The organism is Pseudocolwellia sp. G5-9, from assembly GCF_055808995.1.
Map to the genome: position 1 here is coordinate 1,482,539 of NZ_CM147893.1, position 14,892 is coordinate 1,497,430.

The following is a 14,892-nucleotide window of genomic DNA, read 5'->3' on the forward strand; positions in this document are numbered from 1 at the left end:
ATACTTATGAAACTTATCATTTTGGTAGCTACCTTTTTACTTTCTGCTTGTACTAATCACTTAAGTAATAGCTCGTTAAAGATTAAAGAAGCTATGGCTTACGGTACAATAATTGAGTTAAATAAAACTGATAATAATATTAATAAAGAGCTTTATATTAGGCTTTATCAAACCCCCTTAAACGGCGAAGATTGTTTCATCGAGACTCATGGTATATGTAAATATCAATATTATGTTAGCGTTTCAACATTCGATGAATCCCCTGAGGTTAATGTTTTTAAATTAGGAGTTTATGGTGAAATTATAAATACACAGTGGCTTGCTGTTAATCAGTATGACTATGCAGAAATAGAAGTAACATATAACTCATATACAAAAGAAGCCATTAAGAACAATAAGGCTCTTAATAATGTAAAATCTACAGTTGTATTGAAAGTTAACCTTGATGGGATTACAGAAAAATAAATGTAATAAACGAGCTAATCAACAAGGACAAAAACAGTTGTTTTTTGCTCCTGCGTCGCTATTTTGGCAAACTAAACTTAGCCTATTAATTGGGTGCTATATTGCAAATGGAGTTCAAGTGAAAAAATCTATATTTTTAGTATTCTTATTATTATCTTTAAATTTAAATGCAGGTGGTTATTACCAAAGCGTCAATCAGGGATATGATGCAGATTCAGGTTTATTCTTTTATCCTATAAAACACAAACCTAAATCAGGAGGGATGTTTTCGAGTAAATCGAATACCAGAATTAAAAATATCTTAATATTCGATCCAAAAACAGAAAAACAATCCTACCTTTTTGAACGCAATAGAATTTGGGATATTCAAACCTTCATTTTTGAGGAAAGCATTAGTACAAATGATGTTGTTAAATTTTTTGGTAGTTCTAGTAGTAGAGTTTTAAATAATAAAAATTCAATAAAACACAAAATAAAAAATAAGTTACTTATTGTAACGAGTGAAAAAGAATCCGAACAACTAACCATGTGGTATGCAACAAAAAAGGGGGGGAATTTAAAAGCAGTTCACAATTTTCACAATTCAGTTAGATGGCATATTGATCTGAAGAACTCCAAAATTAGATTTATATCCCACAACGAAGAAATTACATTCAAGAGTATTGAGTGGTAGCAATAAAACAAGACATTGCAGCAGGACAAAAAACAGTTGGTTTTGCTCCTGCGTCACTATTTTAGCCAATAATCATTTACCTCTTAACGAGGCGTTTAGGTTTTATGAAGAAGTATCTAGCTTTATTTATCACTATTATTGTAGCTTATTTTAACGCTGATTTGATTGTTAGCAAATTGCCTAATAGCGATTTTAAATTGAAAGCTACTTTGTTTCTTAATAAAAGTAATATTGAGACCTTAATCTCGATCCTAAATAAAACCAGTTATACAAATATATTCTGGGTTAAAGATGTGCAGCTAAAAGCTGGGGCGCGTAATAATAATTCTGTAGTCTGGAATCAAACACCTCAACTTGATGAGTTTACACAAAAAGCTATAAGTTTTGGTTATGAAACCATGCTAACCTCTAAAACCAATAAAGGTAATTGGTTACTTTCTGGTTATAAAGAAATTGTATTTCTTAATGAGTCTAGATCAAAAGTGAAAACAATCACTGTGGATTATTTATATGGCGGTAAACCTGAATATCAAACGTGTAATGATAATTACATAAAAAAATCACTTGATGGACAATGTTATTTACCTATATCAAGCAGTTGGTTTATATACAAGTATTGGTCTACCTACGACACAGAATCAGATCAAACCTAACAAGTAACTACGGTTCCTTTAACTTATATATCCCCCATAAACTCACCGTCAGCTAAAAACTTGCTATAGACACTAGAGTAAACGAGTTGCGAGCTTTACCTTCACTAATAAATAACGATCTTATTTATTAGTGAACCAAGGTCTTAGTAGATGTGATTGTCCAGTATCTATAAATTCAAAAGAATAATTATCTATTTCAACACCGATAGTAAATTACTGTAATTATCGGTCCATACCAATTCGTTTGTATTCGGCCATTGTGACTGTAACCGCTTGACCTTAGTATTTCTTATAAACGACTTATTATTTGTTACCACTACCCATTCTGTTTGAGTAACCTCTTTCTCCGTCGCTTTGGTTTTAAAATACAGGGCTGAATAGTTACTGTTTTTAGCAAGCCCTTTTACTAAGGCTGTTAAATCTAAATGGCTATTAGATACATGAATCGCTAATACTCCATCCGCTTTTAAATGCTTAAAGTACAATTCAAACGCTTCGGTTGTTAGTAAATGCGCAGGCACTGAATCGCCAGAAAAAGCATCAATAACCAATACATCAAAATTATTAATGGTTCCGTTATCTAGCTCTTTTTGCAGCGTTACACGGCCATCACCTAAAACGACTTCGACATTCGCCCTACTCTGTTCAATATACGTAAAGTATTGTCGCGCCATGCGTTCTACATTTGGGTTTAGTTCGTAAAAGGTATAGTTATCGCCTCTACGTCCGTAAGTGGCTAATGTGCCAGCGCCTAAACCCACTAACCCTACATTCATAGTAGGTGTTAAAAACAAATGCTGAAGTGCTAGAGCTACGCCTGTGTTTTCGCGGTAGTAACTCATTGGGATATGCGCTAGGTTTTCGTTTTGCGATTGTGTGCCGTGCGAGGTTGTCCCATCAATTAATCGGCGTTCAACAATGCCGTTAACTTCAACGTCTTTCACACTTAAAATACCGTAAAAATTTCGGCTAAGTTCTACGGTGTTTTCTTTAAATTGCTGATTCAGCGATACAAAGCCCACCACAAGTAAAACAGCAAAAACACCACAAGAGCTAGCAATAAGCGTGGTGAATTTTTCAGCCTTATTATTCGAAAAGCTTTTCAATATATAAGTGCACAAACCCAGTAATATAAATACCGCCACTAAGGCGATGGGAAACTCTAAAAACTGAGTGAAAAATCGTTGCGCAACAAAAGCAACAAAGGCGCTACCTAAAAAACCACCCAACGACATATTTAAATAGAATAAGGTTAGTCTGTCGGTAGACGGTTTTAGCTTAACTAATTCACCATGACAGATCATACAAGACGACAATAAAATCCCCGAATAAATAAGTACTTGAGATAAAATATCGAACTGCGATCCGATAAAGAACATAAGCAAACCAGCAAATGAACTCAGTACAAATAACATGTACCAATACCAACGCACGTACCATTTAGGGCTATGAAAACTAATAATAAAAGTAAGTAAATATAAGCTTAATGGCAGTATCCATAAAAAAGGAACTGGCGGAATATTTTGTGTCATCGCATTGGTAATAGACACTAATAAAATAACGCCTACAGCAGATAAGGCCAGCCATAATAACCAATCAAGTTTAAAGGCTTTTATATGAGTAACATCAGCTTCTTCGCTACCTTCTTGTAACGGGGAAACACCCGACACTAACCTGAATAATTGCACGCAAAAAGCGATAAGCAATAACACTAATAAAATGTAACCCGCCGACCAATATATCAACTGATTAGGTAAGCTAAATAATGGTTCAAATATAAACGGGTAACTCAATAACGCCAGCAAAGAACCTATATTAGAAAGGGAATACAGCTTATAAGGGGTAAAATCAGCTTTAGTGACATACACATAACTTAGCCATTTTTGTACCAGCGGACCGGTAGACGAAAGTAAAAAATAAGGTACGCCAATGGATAACACGAGCAACTGTAAAATATCACTTAAGGGAGCTAATTGATTAAACTCACTAAGTTGTTTTAGCCCTATTGGCATAAAAAACAAACTGACAAATAAAGCTACTGCATGAATCGATACTTGAACCGACAAGCTTCTACATTTAGAAAGTATGTGTGCGTATAAATACCCTAACAATAAAAAGGCTTGAAAAAACAATAAACAAGCAGTCCAAATAGCCGCACCACCACCAAATAATGGCAATATTAATTTAGCTATAAGGGGTTGAACTTGAAAGAGTAAAAAAGCACTTAAAAATATAATGAATAAATACAACATGGCTTAACTTTTTAATGTTTGATTTTTGAATTTAAAATGAAGAGAAAATAAAAAGCCTAACAAACATTAGGCTTTAAATATTGAATCTGTTAAAAATTACTCGCCCCAAATATCTTTAGGTTTAAGCTTTAACACTTTACGTTCTGGTTCAGGTTTTGTTGTTTCTGCTGTTTTTGCTTTAGGGTTAACATACAACTTACTCGCATTAGGTTTAGCTTCTTTGTAATATTCGTCCCTATTTTCAAGTGGTTTTTCAGACGCTCTGTCCGTTTTTTTAGACCAAGTTTTTGCTTTATTATCAGTGCGTACTTCGTTATCAGCAGTGTCTTGTTGCTTAATAAACTTTTCAGGTCGGTTAACATGATATTTATTATCTAAGCCGCGAATAAAGTTACGTAAAAACTGATCTTTACACACCTTATAATGTTTATGGTCTGACTTTCTGAAAAAAGCACCAAGCTCAGATTTACTAAAATTAAACTCTTCAGCTTTTACAATTTCAAGTATGTCTTCAGCTTTTAAGTTAAGGGCAATTTTTAACTTAGTTAAAATAATATTATTGGTAATTCTTTTTTCTGGCTGAGGTTGAGGACCGTCTTTCTTGCCTCTTTTCTCATTAATTAAACCATTTAAAAAAGTCGCTAACATTACGTCAGAACAGTTAACATGTGCTGGATCTTCTTCCTTTTTTAACCAATTACTTACTTCTTCACGGGTAACCGTACTTTCAGCTAAAGCAAAAATGTTAATCATTTTTTGGTCGTTAAAATTAAACGTGTATCTAAGGCGACGTAAAATATCGTTATTGGTCAAAGGAGTATCCTAAAAAATAAATCAAATAACTGTCCTTAAAAATATAAGGTACAAGCTGAAAATTGCAAAAAGCTATTTTATCAGAATTTAAAATAGATAACTTCCAATAGATGTTATTTAACTTATTTTAGAATGATTAAGTGATCTTGTTCATCGGGTATATCCGATAAGGTGATGGATTCCATAATGCGTTCTTGTGACGCTAAAGCATGTTTCGACCATTTTTTATATTTATCAGAACGGTCAACACTATGGTTAAATTTCACTTCTAAAAAACTGGTTTCACTTAACGGTAAACAGTAAAAGTCATGGCGTGATAAACTATTACTGCGGATTTCCTGATAAAACACCCAATCAATTTGATTAAAGCTCCTCAAAAAAGCAGCAGGAATAGGAGGTTTACCTCGAATACTAATAAGTAAATTGATTCTTTCTTCTAATTCATCTGTTTCAAAAGGCCTAGCCATATTACTAGATTGCTCTATAGTAGCCTTGCGAATTTTAGTATTCTTCCCATCAGGACCATTATGAAAATTTTCATATTCTTTAATCAAAAAGTTAGCTAAAGCTTGTTTATCTAATACATTGATTTTATCGGTTTGTTTAATGCGTAATTGACAGCTAAGCATGCCATATTCACTACTAGGTACTAGAGCAACAGGAGGTACATACATCCAATTCTTAGTAATAATTCGTACAAACTCATGTTGTTCATATTGTTTTTTATTCTGACCAAACCAAGTATTTGAAGAAAAAGGAAAACTAATATCAACCTTGCTTGGGGTTACTGCAATATTGGTATTAGGTAAATTAAGAGTTAGTTGTAGATCTTCTAATATAAAGCGATGTGTAATACATCGATTAAAGTCAGGGCCTCCCACAAAACCACGCCAACAGTCTTTTAACAGCTGAAGCATTAACTATTCTTAACTGAATTATCAACAAGTAAGTTATCTTGTTCATCTGGTATATCCGATAAGGTGATGGATTCCATAATGCGTTCTTGTGAGGCTAAAGCATGTTTCGACCATTTTTTATGTTTATGGGACAAATCAACTCGATATCTAAAATCAACCTCTAAAAAACTATTTTTACTTAATGGTAAACAATAATAATCATTACGCGACAAACGGTTATTACGAACTTCTTGATAAAAAATCCAATCATGTTTATTAATTTTTTTTATAAAAGCAGGAGGAATAGATGGCTTCCCTCTATTTTCAATCCATCCTGCAATTTCTTCTTCTAATCTATCTGGCGACCAAGGTCTATATTTTTTACTTGACTGCTCTGTAATTTCTTGACGAATTTTAGTGTTTTTTCCATTGGGTCCATTATGAAAATCATCATATTCTTGTATAACAAAGTCAGCTAAAGCTTGCTTATCTAGTACGTTAATTTTGTCAGTTTGTTTAATACGCAGTTGACAACTCAACATACCGTATTCACTGCTAGGTAAAAGGTTAACAACAGGTAAATACATCCAATTTTTTGTGAGCATATGTACATATATATGTTGGTCATAAGATTCTTCAACATGATGTTGAAACCAAGTTTTAGATGTGTGAGGAAAATTTATATCCTCTTTGCTTGATTCAACGAAAAGATTACCATCTGGGATACTCACACTTAACAGTTTATTTTCTAATATAAAGCGATGCGTAATACACCGATTAAAGTATGGCCCTCCCACAAAACCACGCCAACAGTCTTTTAACAGCTGAAGCATTAACTATTCTTAACTGAATTATCAACAAGTAAGTTATCTTGTTCATCTGGTATATCCGATAAGGTGATGGATTCCATAATGCGTTCTTGTGACGCTAAAGCATGTTTCGACCATTTTTTATGTTTATCAGAACGGTCAACACTATGGTTAAATTTCACTTCTAAAAAACTGGTTTCACTTAACGGTAAACAGTAAAAGTCATGGCGTGATAAACTATTACTGCGGATTTCCTGATAAAATACCCAATCAGTTTGATTGAAGCTTTTGATAATACCATCAGGAATCGGAGGGTTACCATAAGCTTCAATATAACCGACAATTTCTTCTTCTATTTCCTCATATGTCCAAGAAACTGAACTCTTAGCAAAACGTTCTTTAGTAGTTTTTCTTAATTCAACATTTTTTCCTTCTGGTCTATTATGATAATCTTCATATTCTTGAATCAAAAAGTTAGCTAAAGCTTGTTTATCTAATACATTGATTTTATCCGTCTGTTTAATACGTAATTGACAACTCAACATACCAAATTCATCACCTGAAATAATCGAGATAACAGGTACATACATCCAGTTTTCAGTCACAATACGCACAAATTTATGCTGTTCATATATTTTGGCATTTTGCTCAAACCAACTAGTTGAAGTATGCGGAAAACTAACATCTATTTTATTAGGCACTGCTGCAACATTACTGTCTGGCAGTTTAAGAGTTAATTGCTTATCGCCTAAAATAAATCGGTGCGTAATACACCTATTGAAGTCTGGCCCTCCCACAAAACCACGCCAAAAATCTTTTAACAAATGAAGCATTAACTATTCTTAACTGAATTAACAACAAGTAAATTATCTTGTTCATCGGGTATATCCGATAAGGTGATGGATTCCATAATGCGTTCTTGTGAAGCTAAAGCATGTTTCGACCATTTTTTATGTTTATCAGAACGATCTACTCGGTGTCTAAAATCAACCTCTAAAAAGCTATTCTCACTTAACGGTAAACAATAATAATCATTACGCGACAAACGGTTATTACGAACTTCTTGATAAAATACCCAATCGATTTGATTAAAGCTTTTAATATAAGCTGCAGGAATCGGTGGCATCCCCCTATTTTCAATCCAACCTTTAATTTCTTCCTCTAATGCTTCTGCTTCAAATGGCCTAAACATTTTACTTGACTGCTCTATAATTTCTTGACGAATTTTGGTGTTTTTCCCATCAGACCTATTATGATAATCTTCATATTCTTTAATCAAAAAGTTAGCTAAAACTTGTTTATCTAATACATTTATTTTATCCGTCTGTTTAATACGTAATTGACAACTCAACATACCAAATTCATCACCTGGAATAATCGAGATAACAGGTACATACATCCAGTTTTCAGTCACGATACGCACAAATTTATGCTGTTCATATGTTTTGGCATTTTGCTCAAACCAACTAGTTGAAGTATGCGGAAAACTAACATCTACTTTATTGGGAACCGCCATAACATTACTGTCTGGTAATTGAAGTGTTAATTGTTTATCCCCCAAAATAAAGTGATGTGTAATGCATCGATTAAAATCAGGCCCGCCCACAAAACCACGACAAAAGCCTTTTATTAAGTGCATCATATTCGACTATCACCTTTAGGTAGTGTATTAATAAATTTTCTTACTTTAGTTGCCGCAGGAATATTACCCAATAACTGCAATTGGTCTGCGTAGGAATTTAACCCTAAAAACGGTAACGTATGAGGGCTAATGCCAGGATCTGCTACTAGGTATTTGCCAAATTTCATTGACCGTACCAAACTACTTGATGAAAGGTCGTTCGCACCTGCAATATTAGGTACTAAATCAAAGGGATTATTGCGTACTGAATGAATTTTCATCTTCATTCCATTCGCTATTTTTTTTAAGTGTGTCAGATTAGCCCCTGAGCCGTGTATTGCTACTTCTTGTGTTGTTAACGGTTTTCCATAATAAATCCGATAATGTTCTAACGCTGCACAAAATATAATGGCGCCTTGACTATGTACCAACCATTTAACTTTTTTGCCTTGCTGACTATTTTGAGCTAAAATCGCGGCCAAATGCTGCGCATTATGAGATTTCTTCCCTTGCCGTTTATCAAAAGCACATTCTGCTAAATCTAAACATAAATTATCAGTAGGATTATGAAACAATGTATAGGCTTTTATGCCATCACTTTGGTAAGCGGCATCTAAATGCGTGCCCATTAACCATGCCGCTTTATCTAATTCATTAAGCATTCCATTAACAGCAGCATGACTTGTATTAACTTGAGACGTTGGTGAAGGGTTTCTTTCCCATGCTCCTTCTAATGCTTTAAGTCCATCTTTATCCATGGCTTTATCATAAGTTGCAGATGTTAATCTATCGACTTCATACAGCATAGTACGCTCTGCTGAAAAGTTATTCTTCGGACCACTAAGTTGTCTATCAAATAACACATCCTCAATATCTATTTTATTAGATGATAAGGAATACCTAATCAAATAATGATAACTACGAAATGGATATTGAGTACGCCATAAACGTTTTAGAGGGTTACGACTGTGTTTTAATGAATTTTTAGCATTAGGGTGTGCACAAATGTACTTAATTTCTTTTTCTACCATTTGTTGGTCAAAATCATTTAATTGCGACAGCATAGCTAGAGCTTGACAGGTAAAATTGACTTTATTAAATGGGAAGTTTTGACTTAAATTTACACCGTATTTCTTACAAGAAATAGTATCTAATGCCATAAGTGATTGTGCGTTGATATTCGTGTCGAGCTTAGTCCAAGACATAGTAATTTCCTTTTAAATTGATTCCATTGCCGATAGGGTAATATTTATGTTATTTAATGTAAAGAATAAGACCCTAGCCGTTTCGTTCAAATGCTTTTTATATAATTAATGTTTTTACTCAAAAACTTTCTATCTATCTAAACTTTATGATCCATCTCATGCTAATATAACGCCGATTTTCAAACTTTTAACTGTCGGCTTTTAACGACAACTCTAGGTTTGAAACACCACTAAAATCACATATTTTATAGAGATGTTATGAGCAAGAATACAAGCCTTTTCAATCCCGTATTAGCGAAAAGAAAAGGAAAAAATGCAGATAAAAAAACATGGACGAACTTACAAGGCAGTAGCTCAAGTTTAGCGATATACCACGGTGCATGTAATGCCGAGTCGCCTGTTTTACTGTTAACTCATGACACGCCATCAGCCATAAGAATTGAACAAGAGCTAAAAAGCTTAAATACAAGTAAAGCCTTATCCATTTGCTTATTTCCTGATTGGGAAACGCTACCTTACGATACGTTTTCTCCACATCAAGACATTATTTCTCAACGCCTTGCGACTTTGTATCAACTTTCACGAATGGAAAGAGGTGTTGTAATCGTACCCGTGTGTACCTTGCTGCAACGTATTTCACCTAAAAAGTATCTTGATTTAAACAGCTTAATTATCAAAAAAGGTGATAGAAAAGATCTTCACCAACTTAGGCGAGAACTTGAAGCAAGTGGTTATCGCGCAGTAGACCAAGTAATGGAACATGGTGAATTTTGTGCCCGCGGGGCCATTATTGATTTATTCCCTATGGGAAGTAAAACACCGTTTAGATTAGATTTTTTTGATGATGAAATAGATGAAATTCGTTTATTTGATCCTGAAAGCCAACGCTCTAGCGACAAAGTTGACGGTATAGATTTATTACCTGCGCACGAATTTCCAACAGATAAAGACGGTATTAACTTATTTAGAAGCCAATACCGCGAAATGTTTACGGGCAATATTCCTAAAGACTCAGTTTATCACCAAGTAAGTAACGGTATTTTACCTGCCGGTATTGAGTATTATCTACCACTATTTTTTGATGAAACAAATACCTTGTGTGATTATTTATCTGAAAATACCTTAGTAATTATTTCTGGTGATATAGATAAAGCACAAACACAGTTTTGGACCGATGCTCAATATAGATACGAAGACCGAAAATACAATACATCACGCCCATTACTTGCACCTGAAAAACTTTTTTTAAATAGTGAAGAACTTTATAGCGCGATAAAACCTTACGATAGAATAGTTTTACAAGCTCAAAATACAGAGCTACAAACTGACGATACAGCAAATGAAGAGTCAACCAGCAAAGCAGGTACTATTCATTTCGACGTAAATACACTACCTGACTTAACCGTAGATCATAAACTAAAACAGCCTTTTGAGTTGCTCAGTCAATTCATGAAAAACAAAGAGTCTCCCGGTAAAATTTTATTTGTTGCTGAAAGCCAAGGCCGCCGAGAAAGTGTTTTAGAATTATTACAACGCAATAATATAAAACCGAAAACATTTACAAATATCGACGCCTTTATTGAAAGCAACGACGTTATTGGTATTACCGTAAATGCCTTAACCCATGGTTTTATCTTTCAAAGTAAAGGCGTTGCGAAAAAGAATGCAATCGCCCTCATTACCGAGTCAGAATTACTTGGCGACAGGGTTCAACAAACACGCCGTAGAAATAAACAAAAAGATATTCAAGCTGACGCTTTATTTAAAAACTTAGCAGAACTATCAATCGGCCAACCTGTTGTGCATATCGACCATGGTATTGGTCGCTACTCTGGCTTAGAAACATTAGAAACAGGCGGCATGACCACCGAATTTTTAATGTTAACTTATGCTAACGAATCAAAGCTTTACGTACCTGTTGGCTCGCTACATTTAATTAGTCGTTACTCAGGCACCGATGCCGAACATGCTCCTTTACATAAATTAGGCACCGACAGTTGGAGCAAAGCCAAGAAAAAAGCCATTGAAAAAGTTAAAGACGTTGCCGCTGAATTATTAGATATTTATGCTAAACGTGCCACCAATCACGGCTATACCTTTAAACGCGACAAAGATGAATATCGCGCTTTTGCTGACAGCTTCGGCTTTGAAGAAACTCATGACCAAGAGCAGGCAATTAATGCCGTAATTAGCGATATGCTTTCACCTAAAACCATGGACCGTTTAGTGTGTGGTGATGTTGGTTTTGGTAAAACAGAAGTCGCCATGCGCGCCGCTTTTATCGCAGTTAACGATGGAAAACAAACAGCGATCCTTGTTCCAACTACCCTGCTTGCACAACAACATTACGAAAACTTTAGAGACCGTTTTGCTAATTGGCCTGTATCTATTGAAGTATTATCACGCTTTAAAACCGCGAAAGAACAAAATGCCGTAATAGCTAAAGTAGAGTCTGGTGAAATTGATATTTTAATTGGTACTCATAAACTTTTACAAAACAGCATAAAATATAAAGATTTAGGTTTATTAATTGTTGATGAAGAACATCGCTTTGGCGTTAAACAAAAAGAAAAAATTAAACAACTGCGTAGCAATGTTGATATTTTAACATTAACCGCAACCCCTATTCCTAGAACATTAAATATGGCTATGGGCGGCATGCGCGATTTATCAATTATTGCTACACCACCAGCCAAACGTTTAGCCGTAAAAACCTTTGTAAGACAAAGAGACGATGCGCTGATTCGTGAATCAATACTGCGCGAGACTGTACGTGGTGGCCAAGTTTACTTTTTACATAACAACGTAGACACCATAGAAAAAACCGCAGCAGACATTCAAATTTTAGTACCTGAAGCACGTATTATTGTTGCTCATGGCCAAATGGGAGAGCGAGACTTAGAACGTGTAATGAGCGACTTTTATCATCAACGTTATAACGTGCTTTTATGTACCACTATTATTGAAACAGGTATCGATGTACCTAGCGCAAACACCATTATTATGGACCGAGCCGACCGTTTAGGCTTAGCTCAGCTACATCAACTTAGAGGCCGCGTAGGTCGTTCGCATCACCAAGCTTATGCTTATTTATTAACGCCTCATGAAAAAGCCATGACCAAAGATGCCAAAAAGCGATTAGACGCTATTGCTTCGCTTGAAGATTTAGGTGCCGGTTTTACCTTAGCCACACACGATCTAGAAATACGTGGTGCCGGAGAATTATTAGGTGAAGATCAAAGTGGTTCAATGAGCCAAATAGGCTTTAGCTTATATATGGAAATGCTTGACCAAGCAGTCGCTTCATTAAAAGACGGTAAAGAATTATCGTTAGACCAAGTGATGCGCAATCAAACAGAAATTGAGCTACGAGTTCCCGCTTTATTACCTGACGATTATATTTTTGATATAAGTTTACGCTTAAGTATTTATAAACGTATTGCCAGCTGTAAGAACAAACAAGACTTAGATGATATTCAGATTGAACTTATCGATCGCTTTGGCTTATTACCACAACCAGCTAAAAACCTTGTTCATGTAGCTAAACTTCGTCTTAAAGCACAAAAAATTGGTATTTCAAGAATCGAAGCCCATGACTCAGGCGGTTCAATTGAATTTAGCGACGATACTAAAGTTGACCCCATGCAAATTATTAAACTTATTCAGCAAAAAAATACTATTTATAAAATGGACGGTGCTAATAAACTTAAATTTATTCAAAAAACTGAAGACAGCAAATCTCGGTTTATATTAATAGCCTCTATTTTAAATGAGTTAGCTTAGGTAAGTTCAATTGTAAACAGAATGTAAATTTATTAGTAACTCTTTACCCTTGAACTTTGGTATTATTGTTAGATAACATAGCTTATAGCGTATAAATTAAAGGAAACGACTTGATTAGGAACATACTAAAAACAGCCAGTTTGATAGCATTTCTTCCCACATTAACACTGTCATCAAGTGTTAATGCCGCTATTAGCTATTCAAATTCATGGTTTGAAATAGAAGTAATTTTATTTCGCCAAATTGACGATAAAAGCCAATTACAAGAAGTGTTTCCAGAAACAAGTGTTCTACCTACACCTGAGCATTTTATCGATCTTTTAGGTCCTTATTTATACCCTAATATCGCTCAATTAAAAAATAGAATACCGAGCTGTACTGAGTTTTCGAATCAAAAAACGACTGAATTTACACTTAATCCTGTTGAAATTCAGTATCAAACCTTTGATGAAGTAATGTTAGAAGATATAGCAAATAATTTTTATCTTTTTAACAACGCCAATGTTACGAAAGCTCTGAGTGAAATTACCTCATCTGACCCTATAAACAATACAATAATTGAAAATATATCTGACGAAACTCAAGGCGATCGAACGAACAACGCTATTGATAGTACTCAGTTATTAAGTGAACAAGGTATTATTGAAAAAGATAATGACGGTCAAGCAGCAGTTGAACAAATTGACCATACATTATCAACAACAGACAACCTCGTTACATTACAAAAAGAGCTGACAGAACAGGTTATTGAAGGTAATGCTCATCAACAATATACTTTTACTTCGTTTGATGTGCCGCACGAGTTTTGCATTGTTCCTGAAGCATTTTTTGATGACTACAAAAAAGAACATCCTTACTTTTCCTATAATGACGTACCATTAGAAAGTACTCCGCTATTATTTTCTGGTGAAGAAGATCTAACAACAGAAAAGCCTTATATAATTAACGAAGCTTCTCTACAACTTCATGATATTGTTAAACAACTTAAACGTAGTAGAAACTTCAGACCTTTACTTCATATGGGTTGGAGACAAATAACAAAAACCAAGAGTGAAGCAATTCCACTCAAATTATATGCGGGTGAAAACTTAATGCAGCCTTATTATAAGGCGCTTGATCACTACCAAAATGCAGTTAAGCAACAACAAAAAAACTTATTATTAGAAGAACAAGCTTTAGTAGCGCAAAGCGTTGATAACCAAGCTACCAATGATATGTTGATGGACCACGAAGCACTGCAACAACAAATTCTACAAAATAAAATAAGCAATATTTTACAGCAAGCTCAAACCACAGAACCAACTATTGATAATGTATTAAATAGCTTAAATACAAGCCCAAACGGCCTTGTTAATCCAATCAGTAATTTGCTTATGAATGGCACAGAAAATTCGTTTGAGGCGCCACTAATTGAACCACAAAAACCGCCACAAGCATGGACTATAGAGGGTTTCTTAAAAGTAGAAGTCGACCATTATTTGCATATTACCGCTGACTTTAATGTCATTAACATGTCATTAGCTGAACAAGCCACACAACAGCTTCTATCTAAAGAACCTGTCAAATTAAAGTCTATTCGCTTTGAGCAAAACAAACGCGTACGTAGTACAGAAATACACTACTTTGATCATCCATATATGGGGATAATTGTTGAAATTAGACGACATGATCAAATTCCACCTGTTGAAGAAGAAGCCGAGCAGGCAACAACCTCTCAATAGT

Annotated in this window: 11 protein-coding genes and 1 pseudogene; 5 read left to right on the top strand and 7 right to left on the bottom strand. The window is 34.7% G+C overall.

Features of this window, described 5'->3' with window-relative positions:
* The first annotated feature begins 6 nt into the window (after positions 1–6).
* From AC0L5Q_RS06420 to AC0L5Q_RS06430, 3 genes are all read left to right on the top strand, one after another.
* Positions 7–465, top strand: a complete 459-nt coding sequence (locus AC0L5Q_RS06420; RefSeq protein WP_473615933.1) for a hypothetical protein — start codon at positions 7–9, stop codon at positions 463–465.
* The gene (locus tag AC0L5Q_RS06425) at positions 446–1,138 is read left to right on the top strand and encodes a hypothetical protein (protein WP_473615936.1); all 693 of its coding nucleotides are present in this window, start codon (positions 446–448) and stop codon (positions 1,136–1,138) included. Before AC0L5Q_RS06420 ends, AC0L5Q_RS06425 begins: the two co-directional genes overlap by 20 nt.
* A 104-nt stretch (positions 1,139–1,242) precedes the next feature.
* The gene (locus tag AC0L5Q_RS06430) at positions 1,243–1,791 is read left to right on the top strand and encodes a hypothetical protein (RefSeq protein ID WP_473615939.1); all 549 of its coding nucleotides are present in this window, start codon (positions 1,243–1,245) and stop codon (positions 1,789–1,791) included.
* Between the two features lie 191 nt (positions 1,792–1,982).
* On the opposite strand, the gene AC0L5Q_RS06435 is transcribed toward AC0L5Q_RS06430, so the two are convergent.
* The 7 genes and pseudogenes from AC0L5Q_RS06435 to AC0L5Q_RS06465 form a co-directional block, all read right to left on the bottom strand.
* Positions 1,983–4,043: a fused MFS/spermidine synthase gene (locus tag AC0L5Q_RS06435; protein WP_473615943.1), complete on the bottom strand. Its 2,061-nt coding sequence runs from the start codon at positions 4,041–4,043 to the stop codon at positions 1,983–1,985.
* A gap of 345 nt (positions 4,044–4,388) precedes the next feature.
* Positions 4,389–4,856 (bottom strand): annotated as a pseudogene (locus AC0L5Q_RS06440) (YehS family protein); the annotation flags it as partial.
* Positions 4,857–4,978: 122 nt separating this feature from the next.
* Complete coding sequence (locus tag AC0L5Q_RS06445) at positions 4,979–5,773, bottom strand: hypothetical protein (RefSeq protein WP_473615947.1); 795 nt, start codon at positions 5,771–5,773, stop codon at positions 4,979–4,981.
* Entirely contained in the window at positions 5,773–6,585 is an 813-nt protein-coding gene (locus tag AC0L5Q_RS06450) for a hypothetical protein (protein ID WP_473615951.1), read from the bottom strand. The genes AC0L5Q_RS06445 and AC0L5Q_RS06450 overlap by 1 nt, the downstream gene beginning before the upstream one ends.
* Entirely contained in the window at positions 6,585–7,394 is an 810-nt protein-coding gene (locus AC0L5Q_RS06455; RefSeq protein ID WP_473615954.1) for a hypothetical protein, read from the bottom strand. The genes AC0L5Q_RS06450 and AC0L5Q_RS06455 overlap by 1 nt, the downstream gene beginning before the upstream one ends.
* Positions 7,394–8,203, bottom strand: a complete 810-nt coding sequence (locus tag AC0L5Q_RS06460; RefSeq protein WP_473615958.1) for a hypothetical protein — start codon at positions 8,201–8,203, stop codon at positions 7,394–7,396. Before AC0L5Q_RS06460 ends, AC0L5Q_RS06455 begins: the two co-directional genes overlap by 1 nt.
* Entirely contained in the window at positions 8,200–9,387 is a 1,188-nt protein-coding gene (locus tag AC0L5Q_RS06465; RefSeq protein ID WP_473615962.1) for a hypothetical protein, read from the bottom strand. Before AC0L5Q_RS06465 ends, AC0L5Q_RS06460 begins: the two co-directional genes overlap by 4 nt.
* A gap of 258 nt (positions 9,388–9,645) precedes the next feature.
* On the opposite strand from AC0L5Q_RS06465, the gene mfd reads away from it, so the two are divergent.
* Together mfd and AC0L5Q_RS06475 are read left to right on the top strand one after the other, a co-directional pair.
* Entirely contained in the window at positions 9,646–13,170 is a 3,525-nt protein-coding gene (mfd, locus tag AC0L5Q_RS06470) for a transcription-repair coupling factor (protein ID WP_473615966.1), read from the top strand.
* A gap of 110 nt (positions 13,171–13,280) precedes the next feature.
* Entirely contained in the window at positions 13,281–14,891 is a 1,611-nt protein-coding gene (locus tag AC0L5Q_RS06475; RefSeq protein WP_473615970.1) for a CsiV family protein, read from the top strand.
* Position 14,892 lies beyond the last annotated feature (1 nt).

Bases quoted from the DNA above. Each gene is read 5' to 3' on its own strand.
- AC0L5Q_RS06420 (WP_473615933.1), top strand. From the start codon at position 7: ATGAAACTTATCATTTTGGTAGCTACCTTTTTACTTTCTGCTTGTACT.
- AC0L5Q_RS06425 (WP_473615936.1), top strand. From the start codon at position 446: ATGGGATTACAGAAAAATAAATGTAATAAACGAGCTAATCAACAAGGA.
- AC0L5Q_RS06430 (WP_473615939.1), top strand. From the start codon at position 1,243: ATGAAGAAGTATCTAGCTTTATTTATCACTATTATTGTAGCTTATTTT.
- AC0L5Q_RS06435 (WP_473615943.1), bottom strand. From the start codon at position 4,043: ATGTTGTATTTATTCATTATATTTTTAAGTGCTTTTTTACTCTTTCAA.
- AC0L5Q_RS06445 (WP_473615947.1), bottom strand. From the start codon at position 5,773: ATGCTTCAGCTGTTAAAAGACTGTTGGCGTGGTTTTGTGGGAGGCCCT.
- AC0L5Q_RS06450 (WP_473615951.1), bottom strand. From the start codon at position 6,585: ATGCTTCAGCTGTTAAAAGACTGTTGGCGTGGTTTTGTGGGAGGGCCA.
- AC0L5Q_RS06455 (WP_473615954.1), bottom strand. From the start codon at position 7,394: ATGCTTCATTTGTTAAAAGATTTTTGGCGTGGTTTTGTGGGAGGGCCA.
- AC0L5Q_RS06460 (WP_473615958.1), bottom strand. From the start codon at position 8,203: ATGATGCACTTAATAAAAGGCTTTTGTCGTGGTTTTGTGGGCGGGCCT.
- AC0L5Q_RS06465 (WP_473615962.1), bottom strand. From the start codon at position 9,387: ATGTCTTGGACTAAGCTCGACACGAATATCAACGCACAATCACTTATG.
- mfd (WP_473615966.1), top strand. From the start codon at position 9,646: ATGAGCAAGAATACAAGCCTTTTCAATCCCGTATTAGCGAAAAGAAAA.